The organism is Rathayibacter rhapontici, assembly GCF_001995175.1.
Classification (GTDB): domain Bacteria; phylum Actinomycetota; class Actinomycetes; order Actinomycetales; family Microbacteriaceae; genus Rathayibacter.
The window spans coordinates 45,912-64,731 of record NZ_MUKN01000012.1 but is presented as its reverse complement, the minus strand read 5'-3'; the positions used below and the strand labels follow the sequence as shown (position 1 = coordinate 64,731).

Sequence of the window (18,820 nt, the reverse complement as noted above, 5' to 3'; positions counted from 1 at the left end):
GCCAGCGCGCGCAGGCGGGAGAGGTCGAGGTCGTCGGTCAGCATCAGTTCTGCTTACGGTACTGAAGGAGCATGAGCTGGTCTACATCGTCGGAGCGTCTTAGCGTCGGAGCGTGTCCCCCCTCCTCGCCGCCGTGTCCGGCCTCGGCTTCGGCCTCTCGCTCATCATCGCCATCGGCGCGCAGAACGCCTTCGTGCTCAGGCAGGGGCTGCGGCGCGAGCACGTGCTCGCCGTGGTGGCGATCTGCGCGCTCTGCGACGCGGCGCTGATCGTGCTCGGCATCGCGGGCATCGGCGCGGTGCTCGAGTCGGCGCCGTGGCTCCTGGTCGTGATCCGCTGGGGCGGCATCGCGTTCCTGCTCGGCTACGCGTTCCTCGCCGCGAAGCGCGCCCTGCGCCCCGGGACACTCGAGGGCGACCCGGCGGGCGCGTCGACCTCGCTGCGGACGGCGATCACGACCTGCCTGGCGCTGACGCTGCTGAATCCGCACGTCTACCTCGACACCGTGGTGCTGCTGGGGTCCGTCGCGAACACGCACGGCGACGAACGCTGGTTCTTCGCGGTCGGGGCGGCGACGGGCAGCGTGCTGTGGTTCACGGCGCTGGGCTTCGGAGCGCGGGCACTGCGTCCGCTGTTCCGGAGCCGGACGGCGTGGCGGGTGCTGGATGCGGGAGTCGCGGTCGTGATGGTCGTGCTTGCGGTGTCGCTGGCGCTGTCCCACTGAACCACGACCCTGGCGCGGCGAGAGTTGTTCTACTAACATTGCAAACATGTTGTTCCGCGTCGACCACTCCTCGCCGCGCTCCCTGGCCGACCAGCTGGAGGCGCAGGTGCGCACGGCCGTCGCCGAGGGCGCGCTCTCGGCGGGCGACCGCCTGCCTCCGGCCCGCGAGCTCGCCGAGTCGCTCGACATCAACATGCACACCGTGCTCCGCGCCTACGCGGCGCTCCGCGACGACGGCCTCCTGCAGATGCGTCGCGGGCGGGGCGCGTGGATCGCGGAATCCGCCGGCCCCGGCCTGGTGCGGGTGACCGCACTCGTCGACCAGCTCGTCGCCGAGGCCCGCCGCAGCGGGATCGGCTCGGCCGAGCTCATCCGCCTGATCGAGAGGACCACCCCGTGACCGACCGCTCCCGCTCCCTGCTGGCCGCCGCCTCCCTCCTGCTGCCCTCGATCGCCGTGCTCGTCTCGCGGGTCGCGCTCGACGTGCCGCCCGTCCTCGCCTCGCACTGGTCCTCGACCGGCGCCGCCGACGAGACCGCGCCGGTCGGCGCGCTGCTGGCCCTGGCACTCGTCCTCTCCGGTGCCCCCGCGGTGGCGGGGGTCGTCGCCGCGCTGCTCGGGCACGGATCGCGGATGCTGCTCTCGTGCCTCGGACTGGTCGCGGGCCTCGGCGCCTCGGCCTGGGGCGACGTCGGTCGGCACGACGCTGGCGGCGGGCTCGGCCGAGGGCGCGCGGCTGGGCGGCTGGCTGCTCGTGCTGCTCGGCGGCCTCGCCTACGCGGTGGTGCCGGGCGCCCTCGCTCCGCGCAGCCGCTCGGCGTCGAGCACGCGCGTCGAGCGGATGGCGCTCGGCGACTCCGAGTCGGGCGCCTGGTCGCACACCGTCACCGGCCGGGTGTTCGCGGTCGTCGGAGTCGTCCTGGTGCTCGCCGCGGCCGTCGCGGTGTCGACGCTGCTCGCCGAGGGCTCGACGGGCCCCGCGATCGCGATGGCCGTGGTCCTCGGTGCGAGCGCGATCCTCGTCCTCGGCTTCACCCGGCTGCGTGTCACCGCCGACCGCCGCGGGCTGCGCGTGGTGTCGCGAGTGCTCGGGATCCCGCTTCGCCGCATCCCGCTCGAGACGATCGCCTCGGTCGGCACGGCCGACCTGCGGCCTGCGGAGTGGGGCGGCTGGGGCTACCGGATGATGCCGGGCCGCTCGGCGCTCATCCTGAACGCGGGCCCCGGGCTGGTGGTGCGGACCACGCGCGAGCGCGAGTTCGCGATCAGCCTGCGCGACCCCGAGACGCCGGCGGCGCTGCTGGAGGCGCTGCGGACGCGCTGAACCCGGTGGACGGCCGCGAGGAGCGGTCTGGACAAAAGTAGGAACATCGATCCGCACCGCCGGCCCCGCCGAGGCCCGCCGTTAGCGTGGAACCGCTCCCACCCCTGGGAGAGGGATGACCCTGCACTCGACCCGGGCCGGGCTCGGCGTCGACCTGACCACGGAGGTTGAATCATGCCGTTCACGACCACGGACGATGGCGTGGAGATCTACTACAAGGACTGGGGGCCCGCGGACGCGCAGCCGATCGTGTTCCACCACGGCTGGCCGCTGTCCTCGGACGACTGGGACGCGCAGATGCTGTTCTTCCACGCGCACGGCTACCGCGTCGTCGCGAGCGACCGCCGCGGGCACGGGCGCTCGACCCAGGTCGGCACGGGCCACGACATGGACCACTACGCGAGCGACGTGAACGCGGTCGTCGAGCACCTCGACCTGCGGAACGCGGTCCACATCGGCCACTCGACCGGCGGCGGCCAGGTCGCCCGCTACGTCGCGAAGTACGGCGAGCCGCAGGGCCGCGTGGCGAAGGCGGTCCTCGTGTCGGCGGTGCCCCCGCTCATGGTGCAGACGGAGGCCAACCCGGAAGGGACGCCGATCTCGGTCTTCGACGGCTTCCGCGAGGCCCTGGCGGCCAACCGGGCCGAGTTCTTCCAGGCCGTCGCCTCCGGCCCGTTCTACGGCTTCAACCGACCCGGCGCGACCGTCTCGGAGCCGGTGATCGCCAACTGGTGGCGTCAGGGCATGACGGGCAGCGCACTCGCGCACTACGAGGGCATCGCGGCGTTCTCCGAGACCGACCAGACCGAGGACCTGAAGGCCATCACCGTGCCGGTCCTCGTGATGCAGGGCGACGACGACCAGGTCGTGCCCTACGAGGACGCCGCACTGAAGCAGCACGAGCTGCTGCAGAACTCCACGCTGAAGATCTACGAGGGCTACCCGCACGGCATGCTGACGGTCCACGCCGACGTCATCAACCCCGATCTGCTGGCGTTCATCCGGGAGTAGCGGGAGCGGCACCGGCACCCGTGCTGCGCAGGTGCCCCCGGACACTCCGGGGGCACCTGCGCTCGTCGTGCTGACGAGGCTGGACGGCGGAGGAGCCCGGTTCCGTCATCTGTCGAGTCCTCCGAGCTCGGCGGTGCGCGGACCGGTGGGGCTTCGTAGGGTCCGAGCATGCCTTCCCCCGCCTCACCTCCTCCGGCTCGGCCGTCGGCCTGGGCGCCCCTGGCGATCACCGCGTTCCGGGTGCTGTGGCTCGCCCAGCTGGGCAGCAACATCGGCACGTGGATGCAGACCGTCGGAGCCCAGTGGTACCTGGTCGAGGCCGCGGCGGGCGCGGTCGTCATCGCCCTCGTGCAGACGGCGAGCCTGGCGCCCTCGCTCCTGGTCGCCCTGCCGGCGGGCGTCCTGGCCGACTCCCTCGACCGGCGACGGCTGCTGATCTGGGGGACGTCGGCCAGCGCGCTGCTGGCCGCAGCCCTGACCGTCGTGGCGGCCGTCGGCGCTCTGTCGCCGTGGACGATCCTCGCGTTCACCTTCCTGCTCGGCATCACCTCCACCCTGACGTCTCCCGCCTGGCAGGCGATCCAGCCGGAGCTCGTGCCCCGCGAGATGATCGCCGCGTCGTCCGCTCTCGGCGGGGTGACGGTCAACGGTGCTCGAGCGGTCGGCCCCGCACTGGCCGGAGTCGTCCTGTCGGCGTTCGGGGCCCCCGTCGTCTTCGGCATCAACGCGCTGAGCTTCGTCCTCGCCGTGATCGCGCTGCTCTGGTGGAAGCGGCCCGCACAGACCGGCCTGGACGACCGCGAGCGGTTCGGCGCGGCGCTGGCGGCGGGGATCCGGTACGTCGCCTCGGCGCACCTCGTCCGCCGCATCCTGCTCCGGTCCGCGCTCTTCGCCCTGCCTGCGAGCGCCCTCTGGGCACTCCTGCCCCTCACCGCGACGCGGCTCCAGCTCGACTCGAGCGGGTACGGCCTCCTCCTCGCTGCGCTCGGCGCCGGTGCCGTGATCGGCGTCTTCGCCCTGCCGTCGGCTCGGCGCCGATTCTCGGACAACGTCGTCATCACGACGAGCGCCGTGCTCTTCGCGGCGGGCACCCTCGCCGCGGCGCTCCTCCCGTTCGCGCCGACGCTGCTCCTGCTCGTGCTCGCAGGGCTGGCCTGGATCGGCACCCTCACCGTGCTGAACGCGGCCCTCCAGCTCACCCTGCCCCAGTGGGTGCGGTCCCGCGGCGCCTCGGTCTACCTCTTCGTCTTCATGGGGGCGATGGCCGTCGGCTCGATCGGCTGGGGTCTGGCCGCGCAGGCGCTGGGCACCTCGATCGCCTACACGGCGTCGGCCGGACTGCTGCTCGTGGTGGCGGTCAGCGTGCGGATGCTCCCCCTCCTGCCGGGGACGGGGAGGATCGATCGCAGCATCTCGATGTCGTGGCCCACACCCACCCTGGTGTCCGAGCCGGAGCCCGCGGACGGGCCTGTGCTGGTGACCGTCTCCTACCGGGTCGACACCGACTCCCTCGCCGCGTTCCGCACCGCGATGCGGCGCGTCGAGAGCTCTCGTCGACGCACCGGCGCCTCGAGGTGGGCCCTCTACCGCAGCGGCGAGGAGGCCGGCCTGCAGCTGGAGACGTTCCTGGTGCCGTCCTGGGGCGAGTTCCGGCGGCAGGAGACCCAGCGCCTCACCGGCCGCGACCGAGAGATCCGCGCTGCCGCGCTGACCCACGTGCAGGGCGAGCCGCTCGAACGGCACTACTTCCCCAGCACGACCTCCCCGAGTCGGGCCGGCGGTGTCAGCGCAGCGGAGTGACGCCGGAGGCCGGGCGCATGTCCGTCGCCGTCGATCCTCGAGCGCTGACAGGGCGGGAGCGCTCTCACGATCGGGCCGGAGGGAGCCATACTGGAGCCGACCCGAGGCCGACCTCTCGCAGGTCGATGCTCGAGCCCGGAGCGCGATCGCGGAGCAGGCGGATCGGATCGCCCCCAGCCGACCGCCGCTCGATCCGGCGGATCCTCCGACGGAGTCAGACGATGAGCAGCCGCACTCCCCTCGCCGACTTCCTCCGCGCCAGGCGGGCGGCGCTGCGACCGGAGCGGATCGGGCTGACGACCGCCGGAACCCGGCGGAGGGTCCCTGGTCTGCGTCGGGAGGAGGTCGCCGATCGCGCCAGGATCAGCCGCGACTACTACCTCCGCGTCGAGCAGGGGCACGACATCACGCCCTCCGACCAGGTGCTGAGCGCTCTCGCCCAGGCGCTCGACCTCGACGAGTTCGAGCGCGCCTACCTGTTCCGGGTCGCCAGGCCGCTCCCTCCGCTGGGCGCCTCCTCGCGCCCTCATCCGTCCATGGAGGCGCTGCTCGAGCACTGGCCGATGACCCCGGCGTTCGCGTTCGACCGGAACCTCGACGTCCTGGCGACGAACGACCTCCTGCGGTGCATCGCCCCGGAGAAGGGGGTGCCGGGGGCCAACCTGCTCCTCTCGGTCGCGGAGGGGTACGCGAGTGCTCGCGAGGACGGCATCCCGGCGGACCAGCTCGAGGTGTGGGACAGCATCTTCCGCGAGCTGATCGCGGCCCTGCGGTTCTACAGCGATCCCGACGACGCGCGCCTGCGGGAGATCGTGGGCGAGTGCTCCGTCCGGTACCGCCTCTTCCGGTCGGTCTGGGCCGAGTACGAGGTCCGGCCGATCACGCAGAGGGCGCTGCGGATCGACGTCGTCCCGTTCGGCTGGCTCGATTTCGACATGCAGACGTTCGAATCGGCGGTGGCACCGGGCCGCTTCGTCGTGACGTACCTCGCCCGGCCGGGGTCACCCGCCGCCGCGGCGGTCGACCACTTCGCGTCGCTCCGGCCCGCTGCTCGACGGTCGGAGGCGCACGTCACGCAGAACGCGGCGGTTCCCGGACCGTGACGGCGAGACGCTCGAGCGCGCGCCGGGCCGCGTCGTCGGCGGGCTCGAACAGGAGCAGCGTGTGCTCGCCGTCCTGCGGGGGACGCACCAGGCGGTAGTCCAGCGGGACGGTGCCGACGGCGGTGTCCAGGAAGCGGACGGATCCGCTCCCCCTCACTGGAGTCTCAGCGGCCCAGGCCGCGGCGAAGGCGGGGCTGCTCACGGAGAGCTCGCCCACGATGCTCCGGAACTCCCGATCACCCTCGTGCCGATCGAGCGAGGCGCTCAGCAGCGCCGTCACCTGCTCCGCCGCCTCCCGCCAGCAGGGCAGGTCCTGCAGGTGGCGCGCCTCGAGGAAGGTGGAGCGGGCGAGGTCGGCCCCCTCGAGGAAGTGGGGGGAGAGCGCCCGCGCGAGAGGAGTCGCGCACAGCACCCGGAGGTGCCGGTCGAGCAGCACGGCGGGGGTCCGGACCCACAGGGCCGCCCGCGGTCGGTCCCGTTCCCGCGGCACATCCGGTCCGTCGTCCACGACCCTCACGGTAACCACCGGCCCTCGCCCGAGCGTGGCCGTCGGAGGGTCAGGGTGGCGCTGCTCGGAGAGTCCTGCGGCACGCACCGGGCCCGCCTCGTCCGTGGTGGACTGATCCCATGACCGATCCACTGCTCTCCCCGACGTCCCGGCATTCCGCGCCTTCCGCGCCCCACTCGACGGTCGGCGCCTGATGGCCGAGGAGCGCGCGATCCTCGCCGGCGGATGCTTCTGGGGGCTCCAGGAGCTCCTCCGCGACATGCCCGGGGTGTTCGGCACCCGGGCCGGCTACGCCGGAGGCAGCACGCCGAACGCGACCTACCGCCACCACGGCGACCACGCGGAGGCGGTCGAGATCGACTTCGATCCCGAGCAGCTGTCGTACCGCGACCTGCTCGAGTTCTTCTTCCAGGTGCACGACCCCACGACGAAGAACCGTCAGGGCAACGACATCGGCACCGCGTACCGCTCCGTCGTCCTCGTCCTCTCCCCCGAGCAGGAGCGCGTCGCCCGCGAGACGATCGCCGAGATCGACGCGTCCGGACGCTGGCCCGGCCCGGTCGTGACCGAGGTCGAGCCGGCGGGCGAGTTCTGGGACGCCGAGGAGGAGCACCAGGACTACCTGCGCAAGCACCCCGGCGGCTACACCTGCCACTGGGTCCGGCCGAAGTGGGCGCTCGACGCCTGAGCGAGGCTGCGCGTCCCGCTCTCCTCGGCCGGATCGCGCCGGATCCGCCCGCCCGGAGGACGAGCGGCACGGGAGCGGGGCATCGCGGCGCACGGCAGCGAAGGGAGCCCTGCGAGGGTCACGCTAGTGGAGGGGACGGTCCACGAGGATCGCCGCATGACCCCTCCTCCTGACCACCGCCGATGACCCTGCAGGACGTGGTCGACGAGCTCGCCGGGGCACTCGGGCGGCCGATCGCGATCGAGGACCCCCGCGCCCGCCTCCTCGCCTCGAGCGCCGGACGCCCGATCGGTCGGGGCTCGCCGTCGCACTTCCCGGAGGAGTCCCTCCGCCTCTGCACTCCGGACGCCCGCCAGTGCCGCGTGTTCCCGGTCAGCGACCCCCGCGGCCGGCTCGCGGTCCTCCGCGTCGGGCACGACCGGCTGCCGCCGCTGACCCCCGAGCACTACTCGCTCATCAGCGCGGCGGTCGACACGGTCCGCCGCATCCTGAGCCCCTCGGCCCCGGACTCCACGGGCGTCCGGCGCGCCGAGCTCCTCGCGGATCTGCTGTCGGCCGACGTGGGCCGGCGCCGGGCGTCGTTCGCCGAGGCCGTCGAGCACCACTGGCTGCGACGCGACCAGGGCACCGTCGTCCGCGCAGTGCTGCTCGACGGTGCGGGCGGAGCACCGCGGAGGGCGTCCGTGGCCCGCCGCCTCGACGACTCCGGCCTGGTGCTCCTGGGCGACGAGCGGCGGATGTTGCTGCTGGTCGGCACGGAGGAGCCGGGATCGGACCAGGCGGACGAGACGGACGCCCTGGTCCGCGCCGAGGCGCACCGCCAGGGCGCGCGGGTCCTCGCCATCGGGTCGGCGCGCCACCGGAGGGAGGACGACGATCTCCGCCCGACCGCCGACCACGCCTCGCTCGCCGCGAGCATCGTCAGCGCGCTGCCCGACGGCCGCGACCGCGGGGACATCGCCGACCTGGGAGCCTGGGTGCTCCTGTCCTCCGTCGCCGCCGACAGCTCCCAGCTCGCGCTGCTGTCGCCCGCGGCGGCGACCCTGCTCGAGAACAGCGACGACGTCCAGCGGCGGACCGTCGAGGCCTACCTCGACGTGCGCGGCAGCGCGCGCGAGGCGTGCGCGATCCTGCACATCCACCGCACCACGCTCTACTACCGGCTGGACAACCTGCCGCCGACCGTCCGGGCCGCGCTCGACGACGGCCTCGCCCGCAGTGCACTGCACCTGTGCCTGAAGCTGATGCGGTTCCGGGGCGGCCACGAGGAGCGGCGGGCGTCGCGACCACCGTCCCCGGCAGGAGACGTCGTGACGGCCCGCGCGCTGCCCTCCGCCCGTCTCGGCGCTCCGCTCTCCGGGCTCCGGGGCGGCCGGGCGAGCGGGAGGCGGCCGTCGTGACCCCCGAGCCCGGCGATCTCCTCGACGGCGAGGAGCCACCGCCGTCGGATCCACTACCCGAGGCGGCCGTGTCGGCCGCCTCGCTCCCCGACCGGCCCGCCGCGTTCCTCACCGCGCTGGTCACCGAGCACTTCGTCCTGGAGTCGGCCCGGGGCATCACCGTGACCGAGTCGAGCAGCAGGGCCTCCCTCTACCTGACGATGCTGTCGAGCTCGCTCGTGGCGTTCGGCTTCCTCGCGCCCACCCCGTACGCGAGCGGGTTCCTGGCGGTGATCATCCCGGTCGTCGTCCTGCTGGGCCTCTTCACCTACGAGAGGCTCGTCCAGACCTCGATGGAGGACATCGCCGCACTCACGGCGATCCAGCGCATCCGCCGCTACTACGGCACTCTGCTGCCGGGCGCCGGCGGCTACTTCACGATGCCGCGCGGGCCGCACGCCCCGAACGAGCTGCTCGAGATCGGCCGGAGGCGCAGCTGGCGCGGCATCTTCTTCACCGTGTCCTCGGCGATCGGAGTCGTGAACTCGATCGTCGCCGGCGCGGGAGTCGCTCTGGCGCTGGCCGGGGGCGGCGGGGACGAGCCGCGCGCGATCGCGGCCGGGATCGCCGCCGCCCTCCTGCTGGCCGTGCTGCACGGCGTCTACCAGTTCCACCGCTACCGGCAGATGCGCCTGCGGATCGCCGAGGCGGAGGCCCTGGACGGCGTCGAGCGGGCGTGAGCCCGGCGGCGCCGCGCGCCGCCCGGGCCGGTCGTGCGGACGACGCTCGGGTCCGCGATCGGCCTGCGCGACCCTGAGGCTCCGGCATCGCCGGCGGAGCCGCGGGCGACACGGGTCCGGCCCGGCGCGATGCACGAGTGGCGGCCGGCCGCAAGGGTCAACACGGGCGGCGGCGCTGTGGTCGCATGGGGGTCCGGCGCCGTTCCGAGCGCGCGGGCCCACTCCCCCCTCCGTGCCCCCCGGCACGCCCGCTCACCTGGAGCCCCATGCCGTCGAGCGCCGACCTCGCGCACGCCACCCTCTTCGTCGTGCGGGAGCAGGGTTCGCCGGTCGCCGGCGGCCTCGCCCCGGAGCTGCGCGATCTGCTCGACGTCGTGCCGCTGGAGGCGGGCGACCCGGACTCCGCGGTCCAGGACGTCGTGCGCGCCGTCGCCTTCCACGGCGCGACCCGCTGGCTGATCGCGGGAGAGGGACGCGGCTGCGCGGTCGCCTCTCTCGTCGCCTCGCGCACGCTCGCGGGGCGCTCGGGCCTCTTCGGCCTCGCCGGACTCGTGCTGCTCGGCGGCTCCGCGGGGGTGGTGGCCGGACGGCTCCCGACCCTCCGGCTCGAGGACGCGGCGGGTGCCGCCGCCGCGATCCGCGCGTTCTGGGGCGAGCGGGCGGGGACCGGGCCCGTCGTGCTCGTGGACGCCTCGCGCGCCATCGCGTCGGCCCGCACCTCCACCCGTGTGCGGGCCCTGCTGGCCGAGCGGCTGCTCGCCGACGACCCGCACTACTCGCCCGAGGTCCTCACTCCGGCCCAGCTAGTGACCCTGCGCGCGATCGCCGACCGGGTCGTGCCGCAGGACGGCGGCCGGATCGACCTCGCGGCCCGCGTCGACGCCCAGCTGGCCGACGGGCAGGGCGACGGCTGGCGGAACGCCGTGCTGCCCGCCGACCCGATCGCCTACGGCCTGGGCCTGGACTCCCTCGACGGGTTCGCGGCACTGACGCCCGGGGAGCAGGACGGCCGGCTGTCCGCGGTGGCCGACGGCTCCGCTGCCGCCGGCGCCCTGACTCCGGAGCAGCTCACCGCCTGGTTCGAGGACTGCCGCGTCGACCTCGTGCGCCAGTGGCTCGCCCACCCGGCGAGCATGGCCCGCGTCGGCTACGACGGCTACGCGTCCGGCGGCGACACCCTCCCCCTCGCCGGATTCCACTCGCTCGGAGCGGATCAGCGCGAGGACTGGGAGCCCACGGCGAGGAGCCCGCGATGAACACCACAGGCATGCGCCGCTTCGACCTCGACGAGACGGTCGACGCCGTCGTCGTCGGCACCGGCGCGGGAGGAGCGCCGCTGCTGGCCTCGCTCGCGGCGCGCGGCCTGCGGGTCGTCGCGCTCGAGGCCGGCCCGCACTTCGACGGCCGGAACCACACCTCGGACGAGACCGTCGCGACCGAGATCAACTGGATGCAGGAGCGGCTGAGCGGCGGCGACGCCCCCACCGCCTTCGGCCCGAACAACAGCGGGCGCGGAGTGGGCGGATCGACGCTGCACTGGGGCGCGTTCACCCCGCGTCCCGATCCGCGCGACCTGCGCCTGCGCACCGAGTCGGGGCTCGGCCGCGACTGGCCGATCGCGCACGCGGAGCTGACCTCGTACATCGAGACCGTGGAGGCGGCGATCGGCGTCTCCGGTCCCGCCGACTACCCGTGGGACCCGTCACGGCGCTACCTGCAGGGCCCCGTCGACCGCAACGCGTCGGCCGACATGATGCTGCGCGGGTGCGCCGAGCTCGGGATGCGGGCGGTCGACGCCCCCGCCGCGGTCCTCAGCGCGAGCCGGCACCAGCCGGACCACGGCGAGCGGCCCGCCTGCGTCAACTGCGGGCAGTGCCACCAGGCTGCCGCACCGGCGCCAAGGCGAGCATGGACACGACCTACCTGCCCGCGGCCGTCCGCGCGGGCGCCGAGATCCGCGCCGAGGCGTTCGTGCACGGGATCGAGCTGGACGCGGCGGGTCGGGTGAGCGCCGTCCTCTACACGTCCGAGGGCGTCGAGCGGCGCCAGCGCTGCTCCGCCCTGTTCCTCTGCGCGGGCGGCGTCGAGACGCCGCGGCTGCTCCTGCACACCGGAGTCGCGAACAGCAGCGGCCAGGTCGGCCGCAACTTCCTCGCGCACGGCGCGACGCAGGTCTGGGGCACCTTCGAGAGCGAGATGCGCAGCTACCGCGGCTACCCCTCCTCCGTCATCTCGGAGGACACCGTGCGGCCGGCCGACGCCGACTTCGCGGGCGGGTACCTCGTCCAGAGCCTCGGCGTGATGCCGCTGACCCTCGCGACGACGCTCGTGCGCGGCGGCGGACTGTGGGGCCGCGAGCTGATGGACGCGCTCGACGGCTACCGCTTCCTGGCAGGGGTCGGCATCAACGCCGAGTGCCTGCCGTCGGACGGCAACCGCCTCGAGCTGACCGGCGAGCTCGACGAGCACGGCGTGCCCAAGGCTGTGATCTCGTTCTCCCCGGGCTCGAACGAGGACGCGATCGACCGGCACGCGATCCGCACGCTGACCGCGATCGTCGAGGCCGCCGGAGCGACGAGCACGAGGGTGCTCGCGCGCACCGCGCACACCCTCGGCACCTGCCGCATGGGCGAGGACCGCGACGACGCGGTCGTCGACGCCGACGGGCGCAGCTTCGACGTGCCGAACCTCTGGATCTGCGACAACTCGGTCTTCCCGAGCGCACTGATCGCCAATCCGGCGCTGGCGACGATGGCGCTGTCGCTGCGGACGGCGGACCGCTTCCTGGCGGCCTGAGGGTCGTCAGGCCCCATCGTCCGGGGCGACCCGCGCGTGCATCCGCTCGATCGCCGCGCGCAGCGCCGGAAGCTCCGACTCGACCGTCGCGCGGACGACCGCGTGCGTCGTATCGAAGTAGTGGTGCGCGAGCCAGTCCCTCATCCCCGTGATGTCGCGCCAGGGCGTCCCCGACTCCGTCGCCGGCAGATCGGCCGGCAGGTCCTTGACGGCCTCACCGATCTCGACCAGCCGCATCCGCACCGCGTCGAACACGAGGCCGTCGCCGAGGTCGCCGCGGGCGAGATGCTGCTCGATCGCCGACAGCGCCTCGAGGACGTCCTGCAGGCGATGGAGAGGGATCCTGCTCACAGGGGGATCGACTCGGAGTCGACGGAGCGCTTGAGGTCCTCCTTGAGGCCGTCGGCGGGAACCAGGTCGACCGGGGCCCCGACGATCTCCTCCAGCTCACGACGCAGCGACAGCAGGGCGATCAGACCCGTTCCGCTCGGCACCGGTACGAGGAGGTCCACGTCGCTGTCCTGGCGATCGTCGCCGCGGGCCGTGGAGCCGAAGATCCGCGCACCGACGATCCCCCGCTCGCGCAGCACGCTCCGCATCCGCACGCGGTGCTCGCGCACCCGGAGTCCGACCGGCCCCGAGAGGGGGTCCGTCGGCTCCGGCTCGAGAGCCAGAGCGAGCCCGAAACCGGCGGCGGAGAGGAGTCGCCGGAGAGTGGGCAGAGTCGGCTCGCGGGCACCATTCTCGTAGGCGCTGATCATGCTCTGAGCGACGCCGGCACGCCGAGCGAGCTCACCCTGCGAGAGGGCGGCGCGTCGACGCGCGTCCTTCAGCACCTGCCCCGCCTCGATCCTCACCCCGACAGTCTATCGACGATCGTGTATGGTGGCGCCTCCACTCAGGCCTGGGTCCAGCGGCAGGTGTCGACGACGCGGACGGCGCCCAGCTCGTGCAGGTCGCCGTCGACGGCGGCGCGCAGGGCCTGGGCGTCGGCGGGCAGGCCGACCTCGGCCGCGCGCGGGAGCGGCAGGATCTCGACGACGACCTCCGAGTCGGCTCCGACGCCGAGGTCGTCGAGGTCGAGCACCCAGCCGTCGGCGTTCCAGAAGCGGTCCGCGCGCAGGACTCCGTCGACCAGGACGCGCGCCACGTCTCCCGCCCAGTCGATCTCGAGCTCGCGGCGGACGGCGTGTTCCGAGGCGGGCGGCAGCAGCAGCCGGTGCGCCGAGGCGTGCTCGGCGAAGCCGGCGTCGCGGGGAGCCGCGGCCCGGCCGTCGAGGCCGCCGTAGGAGTCGGGGGGCGAGCCGGCGGCGCGCAGCTCGTGCGCGTCGACCGGGCGGACCGAGTCGGCCCCGGGTGCCGCGATCGAGCCGGGCAGCTCCTCGAACGCGCCGTCGCGGTACTCGCGCGGAGCGGGGCGCACCGCGGCGCCGTCCGAGACGAGCCGCCCGTCCGCGTCCGTCCAGACCGGCTCCGCGCTGAGCACGAGCCGCACCCCTGAGTCGCCCTCGAGCGCCCATGCGTCCGCCCCGACCGCGGCGGGCAGCACGAGCACGTCGAGCGCTCCGTCGGCGGTGACGAGCACCGGCTCGGCACCGTCGAGGTCGACGTGGACGCCGTCGATCGCGGACCCGTCGACCGCGAGCGCCGTGCCGTCCGCGAAGCGGAGCCGGGGAGCGATCCCCTCCTCCGCGATCAGCACCAGGGTCGGCCGCTCGCCGCCCAGCACCGTGAACAGCGACGCCGTCGCCCACTCCAGCCGCGCGCCGGCGATCTCGAGCCCGACCGGCCAGTGCGCGATCGTGCCCACGGGGATCCGCACCGGCTCGTCCGGGAAGACGACCGTCCGCTCGTCGAGGACCACCTCGAAGCGCACGCCCGGGTGCTCCTCGAGGGGCTCGTACGGCTGGTGCCAGGTGACGAGGACCACTCCGCTCGTGCCGTTGCTGCGCAGCGCCCAGCGGAGCGTGGTGGAGTCGCGCACGCCCTCGGGCCGGACGTCGGGGAGGCTCGAGGGCATCTCGGCGAGCGTCGCGCCGAAGGCGGCGAGGAACGCGTGCTGGCGGCGCAGCAGCCCGAAGCTCGCGGCGGTGCGCCCCGTCGCTCCGATCGGCGCGCGGAAGTCGTAGTCGTAGACCGCCAGGTCGTTCGGGTAGCCGGTCGCCTGCGACTCCTGCAGGCCGGGCCCGGGATTCCGGCCGCCGGCGAACATGTAGTAGCCCTGCCAGGCCGAGCCGTTGCCGATCTTGTCGTGCGCGACCGCGGCGACGTCGAGCGCCTCCACACGCGGTCGGCGCTGGTACGCGAGCGCCATGCCGCCGCCGAGCTCGCAGGTCGCCGCCGGGTAGAGCTCGGACGGGGTGCGCGGAGCCTCGAGGGCGACGCCCTGACGGAGGTCCGCGCCGATGCCCGGGTCGTCCCAGACGTGCGAGAAGAGGAAGTGCTCGCGGAACGTGTCGTCCCACGGCTGGTCGTGATCGAGCCAGAAGCCGTCGGGGTAGCCGCCGAAGACCGGCAGCACCGCGTCGGTGGGCAGGTCGGCTCCGCCCCAGCCGGTCGCGGTCCAGATCGGAGCCGAGAGGCCGGCCGCGCGCGCCATCCGCTTGAGGGTGCGCAGGTGCTCGGGCTGGTCGTACAGCTCGTTCTCGAGCTGGATCGCGACGACCGGGCTGTCGGGTCCGCAGCGCGACGCGAGCTGCTCGCCGATCGCGGCGAACCAGGGCTCGACGAGCGCCAGGTACTCGGGATCGTCGGTGCGGTGCCGCACGGGCGCCTCCTGCACCCAGTCGGGGAAGCCGCCGTTGCGGACCTCGCCGTGCGCCCACGGGCCGATCCGCAGGATCACGTCGAGCCCGACCTCGGCGCAGAGGTCGACGAACGCGGCGACGTCGCGGTCGCCGTCGAAGCGGCGCTCGCCCCGCGCGGGCTCGTGGTGGATCCAGATGACGTAGAACGAGACGACGCTCACTCCGCCGGCGCGCATCAGTCGCAGCCGCTCCTCCCACCGCTCGCGCGGGACGCGGGTGAGGTGGAACTCGCCCGAGACGGGGACGAAGGGCACGCCGTCGCGGAGGACGCACCGGTCGGTCAGGCGGTAGCGCGAGTGAGGGTCCTCGACGGTGCTCATCGGCGGTTCGCGCCGCTCGCGCTCCCAGGGGGTATGCCGGACGGTGGCGGTCACGGCGCGGTCGGCGTGTGCGTCGGCGGTTCCGGGCATCGAGGAGGCTCCTTCGGATCGGGCGGCGGCGACCGATGAGGTACGCCGCGCGGACAGGCTAGCTGTAATCGCTCCCAGCCGGGAAGTCTTTGCCGTGCTTGACCGCAGAACATATCTCGGCGTCTCGTCCTGTGATCGTTTCCAGTCGCCCGTCTACACTGGGCCCATGTCCTCCCCCGGCCAGCCCCGGCGCCGCCCGACCATCGACGACGTCGCCCGGGCGGCGGGCGTCTCGCGCGGCACCGTCTCGCGGGCGCTGAACGGCGGCAGGTGGGTCAGCCCCGACGCGCAGCGCGCCGTGGACGCGGCCGTCCGGCGCACCGGGTACCGCGCGAACGCCCACGCGCGGGGCCTGCGCCTGCAGCGCGGCGGCGCGATCGCGTTCGTGCTCGGCGAGGACGTCGAGCACCTCTTCGCCGACCCCAACGTGGCCGTCCTGCTCACGCACGTCTCGAGGGCGCTGGCGGAGCAGGGCCACGCGATGGTCCTCCTCCTCGCCGCGGACACCGCCACCCGTCAGCACGCCCTCGACTTCCTCGGCACCGGTCAGGTCGACGGCGTGATGCTCGTGTCGTGGAGCCGCGACCTCACCCTCCTCGACGAGCTGCGCGCGGCGGGCCTGCCCGTCGTCTGCTGCGGCACTCCGGAGCGGCGCGGCGGCGACGCGGGCTGGGTCGCCGCCGACGACCGCGAGGGCGCGCGCCGCATGACCGAGCACCTGCTGAGCCTGGGTCGCCGCTCGGTCGCGATGATCGCAGGGCCGGACGACCGGCTGGGGGCCTCGCTCCGGGTCGACGGGTTCCGCGACGCTCTCGGCGACGTCGCCGCGCAGCCCGCCCCCGTGGAGTTCGGCGACTGGTCCGAACGCAGCGGCGCCGAGGCGATGACCCGGCTGCTCGACTCCTCCCCCGGTGTCGACGCCGTGTTCGCCGCCAACGACCGGATGGCCGCCGGCGCGATCGCCGTGCTGATCGCCGCGGGCCGCCGCGTGCCCGAGGACGTCGCGGTGGGCGGCTTCGACGACAGCCCCGCGGCGAGCGCCGCGCACCCCGCCATCACCACGATGCGCCAGCCGTTCGAGCGGATCGCCCGCGAGATGACCCGGCTGCTTCTCGCCGAGATCGACGGCGAGCAGCCCGCCCACGTGCAGCTCGCTACGGAGTTCGTCCGGCGGGAGTCCGCGTAGACCCGGCCGACCGGGCGCAGGGTCGCGATCCACGACGGAGTGGGACGAGGACGACCATGAGCGACGAGCGCAGCAGGACCATCACCTGGCACGACCCGAAGGCCACGGCCTCGGCCGCGATGCGGAGGAGCGGGCTCGACCACCTCCGCGCCATGAAGAACGGCCGCATCCCCCCTCCCCCGATCATCACGATGACGAACATGGACCTCGCCGAGGTCGAGGAGGGGAGCGTCGAGTTCCGCTGCCGGCCCGACGAGTCGCACGACAACACCCTCGGGAGGGTGCACGGCGGCTTCGTCTGCACGGTCCTCGACTCCGCCGCGGGCTGCGCCGTGCAGTCGACGCTGCCCGCCGGAGTCGACTGCACCTCGCTGGACCTGTCCGTCAGCTACCTCCGCGGCGTGCACCTGGACAGCGGTGAGCTGCTGGCGGTGGGCACCGTCGTGAAGCCCGGGCGCCGCGTCGCGTTCGCGCCGGCGACGGTCGTCGACTCCGAGGGCCGCCTGGTCGCGGCGGCCACGTCGACGCTGCTGGTGTTCCCCGTCGCCGAGGCGGGCTGAGGGACGCCGGATCAGTCGAAGTCGGTGCTCCGGCCGAGCTCCTCCCACTCGTCGGCGTCCGCCCGCAGCGCGTCGAGCGCGGCGCGGAACGCGTCCTGCGCGTCGTTCCCGAGCAGGAGGAGGGACGGGGTCGATTCCGACTCGACGACGCGGATCAGCGCGGCCGCCGCACGCTCCGGATCCCCGGCCTGCGTGCCGTGCGCCGTGTCGACCTCCTTGCGCCTGCGCCCCGCCGTCTCGGCGTAGTCGGCGATCGGCTCGGCCGACTGCGTGAGCGAGCGCCCCGCGAAGTCGGTGCGGAACCCTCCGGGCTCGACCGAGAACGCGCGGATCCCCAGCGGAGCGACCTCCTTGCGGAGCGACAGCGTCAGCGCCTCGATGGCGGCCTTCACCGCGGCGTAGTAGCCGGACCCCTCCGGCGAGATGCGCGCGCCGATCGACGAGAGGTTCACGATGGTGCCGGAGCGGCGCGAGCGCATCCCGGGCAGCACCGCCTTGATCGTGCGGACGGACCCGAAGAGCTGCGTGTCGAAGAGGCGCTGCACGGCCTCCTCCTCGCCCTCCTCGACGGCCGCGCGGTAGCCGTAGCCCGCGTTGTTGACCAGCACGTCGACCGGGCCGAACCGCTCCTCCGCGGCGCGCATCGCGGCCTCGACCTGCGTCTCGTCGGTGACGTCGAGGGCGACGGCGAGCGACGTCTCCGGGTACGGCTCGACGATGTCGCGGACGGAGTCGACGTCGCGCGCGGTCACCACGACGTCGTCGCCGTGGGCCAGGACGGCCTGCGCGAGCGCGCGTCCGAGCCCGGTGGAGCAGCCGGTGATGAGCCAGGTGGTCATGCGGTCCTTCTTCCTCGCGGTGCCCGCACGGTGCGCGGGACGTCGACAGTCCACCGGGTGAGCGCCGGGAGCGACAGGGGTGGACGACGGCACCGCGGGAACCGACCGGATCGTTATCCGCGCCTGGGCGTGTGCGGACCGGCCCGCCCCGACACTGAGCGGAGGGGGACGATCCGCGCCTCCGTCGTCCGCTCTTCCGGGGGTCCTCCGCCATGCACGTCCGTTCCCGCACGCTCCTCGGAGCCGCCGCTCTCACCGCCCTGGCCGCACTCTCCGGGTGCACTCCCGCCGACCCGGCGGCCGAGCCGACCGCGTCGGCCGGAGGCCCGACCTCGCGCCCGGGGCGACCACCACGCCCTCGAACGACCCGGCGACGCCGACCCCCACCGCGACCCCCACCGCCGCTCCCACCGCCGCCGACGCCACGAGCCTCCTCGTCGGGCCGACCTCCTTCTCTCTGGTCGACGACGCCGGCACGGAGCTCGGCACCTGGGCCTACCGCGACGGCACCGGCGCGGTGGCCGCCCTCACCGAGGCGTTCGGCAGCGCCCCCTTGGAGTCGGACGGCATCCCCTACGAGGGCTACCGCACCCGCAACTCCAGCTGGCCGGGCTTCGACTTCAAGGACACCGAGGTCTACGACGCGGGCGGGCCCGAGTCCGAGTACCCCGAGCCCGACTTCCTGCTCGCAGTGAACGCCCACGCGGTCGGCGACGTCGCGATCAGCACGCTGAGCGGAGTGGCGGTGGGCGACGCCGCCATCGAGGTGCGCGACGAGCACCCCGAGGCCGCGCAGGGCGACTCCCTCGCCGTCTTCGACTTCGACCGGACGCCGGTCGGAGTCCTGGACGGCACCGAGCTGACGAACTCCGTCGGGGTGCTCGCCGACGACGAGATCACCGTCTCGGGCCTCCGCGCGCCGTTCGTGAACTGGGGCGTCTGACC

At 74.0% G+C, this 18,820-nt stretch carries 20 protein-coding genes; 15 read left to right on the top strand and 5 right to left on the bottom strand.

Translation table 11 applies throughout. The features are described 5' to 3' along the window. The first annotated feature begins 112 nt into the window (after nt 1-112). From B0T42_RS05820 to B0T42_RS05795, 6 genes are all read left to right on the top strand, one after another. The gene (locus tag B0T42_RS05820) at nt 113-724 is read left to right on the top strand and encodes a LysE/ArgO family amino acid transporter (RefSeq protein WP_077222316.1); all 612 of its coding nucleotides are present in this window, start codon (nt 113-115) and stop codon (nt 722-724) included. A gap of 46 nt (nt 725-770) precedes the next feature. Next, entirely contained in the window at nt 771-1,124 is a 354-nt protein-coding gene (locus tag B0T42_RS05815; RefSeq protein ID WP_077222315.1) for a GntR family transcriptional regulator, read from the top strand. A 180-nt stretch (nt 1,125-1,304) separates the two neighbouring features. Continuing rightward, the gene (locus B0T42_RS05810; protein ID WP_139344431.1) at nt 1,305-2,048 is read left to right on the top strand and encodes a hypothetical protein; all 744 of its coding nucleotides are present in this window, start codon (nt 1,305-1,307) and stop codon (nt 2,046-2,048) included. A 174-nt stretch (nt 2,049-2,222) separates the two neighbouring features. Beyond that, nucleotides 2,223-3,059 carry an alpha/beta fold hydrolase gene (locus B0T42_RS05805; RefSeq protein ID WP_077222313.1) on the top strand — a complete coding sequence of 279 codons (837 nt, stop codon included), beginning with the start codon at nt 2,223-2,225 and terminating at the stop codon, nt 3,057-3,059. Between the two features lie 168 nt (nt 3,060-3,227). After that, nucleotides 3,228-4,859 (top strand): MFS transporter, encoded by a 1,632-nt coding sequence (locus B0T42_RS05800; RefSeq protein WP_077222312.1) that lies wholly within the window; start codon nt 3,228-3,230, stop codon nt 4,857-4,859. A gap of 221 nt (nt 4,860-5,080) precedes the next feature. Beyond that, a complete protein-coding gene (locus B0T42_RS05795; RefSeq protein ID WP_158078050.1) occupies nt 5,081-5,962 on the top strand; it encodes a helix-turn-helix domain-containing protein in 882 nt (293 codons plus the stop codon). Here B0T42_RS05795 and B0T42_RS05790 read toward each other — a convergent pair. Continuing rightward, nucleotides 5,931-6,470 (bottom strand): MmyB family transcriptional regulator, encoded by a 540-nt coding sequence (locus B0T42_RS05790; protein WP_139344430.1) that lies wholly within the window; start codon nt 6,468-6,470, stop codon nt 5,931-5,933. The two genes, B0T42_RS05795 and B0T42_RS05790, sit on opposite strands and share 32 nt — an antisense overlap. Before the next feature lie 193 nt (nt 6,471-6,663). On the opposite strand from B0T42_RS05790, the gene msrA reads away from it, so the two are divergent. From msrA to B0T42_RS21075, 6 genes are all read left to right on the top strand, one after another. Continuing rightward, nucleotides 6,664-7,158, top strand: a complete 495-nt coding sequence (msrA, locus tag B0T42_RS05785; RefSeq protein ID WP_077222309.1) for a peptide-methionine (S)-S-oxide reductase MsrA — start codon at nt 6,664-6,666, stop codon at nt 7,156-7,158. A 182-nt stretch (nt 7,159-7,340) separates the two neighbouring features. After that, the gene (locus tag B0T42_RS05780; protein ID WP_077222308.1) at nt 7,341-8,558 is read left to right on the top strand and encodes a PucR family transcriptional regulator; all 1,218 of its coding nucleotides are present in this window, start codon (nt 7,341-7,343) and stop codon (nt 8,556-8,558) included. After that, on the top strand, nt 8,555-9,277 hold the full coding sequence (locus tag B0T42_RS05775; protein ID WP_077222307.1) for a hypothetical protein: 723 nt from the start codon (nt 8,555-8,557) through the stop codon (nt 9,275-9,277). Before B0T42_RS05780 ends, B0T42_RS05775 begins: the two co-directional genes overlap by 4 nt. A gap of 266 nt (nt 9,278-9,543) precedes the next feature. Beyond that, nucleotides 9,544-10,533 carry a gluconate 2-dehydrogenase subunit 3 family protein gene (locus B0T42_RS05770; protein ID WP_077222306.1) on the top strand — a complete coding sequence of 330 codons (990 nt, stop codon included), beginning with the start codon at nt 9,544-9,546 and terminating at the stop codon, nt 10,531-10,533. Next, nucleotides 10,530-11,285: a GMC family oxidoreductase gene (locus tag B0T42_RS21080; protein ID WP_236720144.1), complete on the top strand. Its 756-nt coding sequence runs from the start codon at nt 10,530-10,532 to the stop codon at nt 11,283-11,285. The genes B0T42_RS05770 and B0T42_RS21080 overlap by 4 nt, the downstream gene beginning before the upstream one ends. After that, complete coding sequence (locus B0T42_RS21075; protein ID WP_236720143.1) at nt 11,186-12,073, top strand: GMC oxidoreductase; 888 nt, start codon at nt 11,186-11,188, stop codon at nt 12,071-12,073. Before B0T42_RS21080 ends, B0T42_RS21075 begins: the two co-directional genes overlap by 100 nt. A 6-nt stretch (nt 12,074-12,079) precedes the next feature. Here the strand turns inward: B0T42_RS21075 and B0T42_RS05760 are convergent, their stop codons facing one another. From B0T42_RS05760 to B0T42_RS05750, 3 genes are read right to left on the bottom strand one after another with little or no spacing between them, the layout of a single operon-like run. Further along, nucleotides 12,080-12,424, bottom strand: coding sequence for a HepT-like ribonuclease domain-containing protein (locus B0T42_RS05760; RefSeq protein ID WP_077222305.1), 345 nt, complete (start codon nt 12,422-12,424; stop codon nt 12,080-12,082). Further along, nucleotides 12,421-12,930, bottom strand: coding sequence for an XRE family transcriptional regulator (locus B0T42_RS05755; RefSeq protein WP_201788491.1), 510 nt, complete (start codon nt 12,928-12,930; stop codon nt 12,421-12,423). The genes B0T42_RS05760 and B0T42_RS05755 overlap by 4 nt, the downstream gene beginning before the upstream one ends. Before the next feature lie 41 nt (nt 12,931-12,971). Beyond that, nucleotides 12,972-15,290, bottom strand: coding sequence for a beta-galactosidase (locus B0T42_RS05750; RefSeq protein ID WP_236720142.1), 2,319 nt, complete (start codon nt 15,288-15,290; stop codon nt 12,972-12,974). 166 nt (nt 15,291-15,456) lie between these two features. On the opposite strand from B0T42_RS05750, the gene B0T42_RS05745 reads away from it, so the two are divergent. Together B0T42_RS05745 and B0T42_RS05740 are read left to right on the top strand one after the other, a co-directional pair. Beyond that, nucleotides 15,457-16,476, top strand: a complete 1,020-nt coding sequence (locus tag B0T42_RS05745) for a LacI family DNA-binding transcriptional regulator (protein WP_077222304.1) — start codon at nt 15,457-15,459, stop codon at nt 16,474-16,476. 56 nt (nt 16,477-16,532) lie between these two features. Then, complete coding sequence (locus B0T42_RS05740) at nt 16,533-17,036, top strand: PaaI family thioesterase (RefSeq protein WP_077222303.1); 504 nt, start codon at nt 16,533-16,535, stop codon at nt 17,034-17,036. A gap of 11 nt (nt 17,037-17,047) precedes the next feature. Here the strand turns inward: B0T42_RS05740 and B0T42_RS05735 are convergent, their stop codons facing one another. After that, a complete protein-coding gene (locus B0T42_RS05735) occupies nt 17,048-17,875 on the bottom strand; it encodes an oxidoreductase (RefSeq protein ID WP_077222302.1) in 828 nt (275 codons plus the stop codon). Between the two features lie 277 nt (nt 17,876-18,152). On the opposite strand from B0T42_RS05735, the gene B0T42_RS05730 reads away from it, so the two are divergent. Next, nucleotides 18,153-18,818 (top strand): hypothetical protein, encoded by a 666-nt coding sequence (locus B0T42_RS05730; protein ID WP_077222301.1) that lies wholly within the window; start codon nt 18,153-18,155, stop codon nt 18,816-18,818. Nucleotides 18,819-18,820: the final 2 nt, after the last annotated feature.

What these genes read in the sequence shown, in the direction of transcription:
- B0T42_RS05815 (WP_077222315.1), top strand. Translation starts at nt 771, where the DNA reads ATGTTGTTCCGCGTCGACCACTCCTCGCCGCGCTCCCTGGCCGACCAG.
- B0T42_RS05805 (WP_077222313.1), top strand. Translation starts at nt 2,223, where the DNA reads ATGCCGTTCACGACCACGGACGATGGCGTGGAGATCTACTACAAGGAC.
- B0T42_RS05800 (WP_077222312.1), top strand. Translation starts at nt 3,228, where the DNA reads ATGCCTTCCCCCGCCTCACCTCCTCCGGCTCGGCCGTCGGCCTGGGCG.
- B0T42_RS05795 (WP_158078050.1), top strand. Translation starts at nt 5,081, where the DNA reads ATGAGCAGCCGCACTCCCCTCGCCGACTTCCTCCGCGCCAGGCGGGCG.
- msrA (WP_077222309.1), top strand. Translation starts at nt 6,664, where the DNA reads ATGGCCGAGGAGCGCGCGATCCTCGCCGGCGGATGCTTCTGGGGGCTC.
- B0T42_RS05780 (WP_077222308.1), top strand. Translation starts at nt 7,341, where the DNA reads ATGACCCTGCAGGACGTGGTCGACGAGCTCGCCGGGGCACTCGGGCGG.
- B0T42_RS05770 (WP_077222306.1), top strand. Translation starts at nt 9,544, where the DNA reads ATGCCGTCGAGCGCCGACCTCGCGCACGCCACCCTCTTCGTCGTGCGG.
- B0T42_RS21080 (WP_236720144.1), top strand. Translation starts at nt 10,530, where the DNA reads ATGAACACCACAGGCATGCGCCGCTTCGACCTCGACGAGACGGTCGAC.
- B0T42_RS21075 (WP_236720143.1), top strand. Translation starts at nt 11,186, where the DNA reads ATGGACACGACCTACCTGCCCGCGGCCGTCCGCGCGGGCGCCGAGATC.
- B0T42_RS05750 (WP_236720142.1), bottom strand. Translation starts at nt 15,290, where the DNA reads ATGCCCGGAACCGCCGACGCACACGCCGACCGCGCCGTGACCGCCACC.
- B0T42_RS05745 (WP_077222304.1), top strand. Translation starts at nt 15,457, where the DNA reads ATGTCCTCCCCCGGCCAGCCCCGGCGCCGCCCGACCATCGACGACGTC.
- B0T42_RS05740 (WP_077222303.1), top strand. Translation starts at nt 16,533, where the DNA reads ATGAGCGACGAGCGCAGCAGGACCATCACCTGGCACGACCCGAAGGCC.
- B0T42_RS05735 (WP_077222302.1), bottom strand. Translation starts at nt 17,875, where the DNA reads ATGACCACCTGGCTCATCACCGGCTGCTCCACCGGGCTCGGACGCGCG.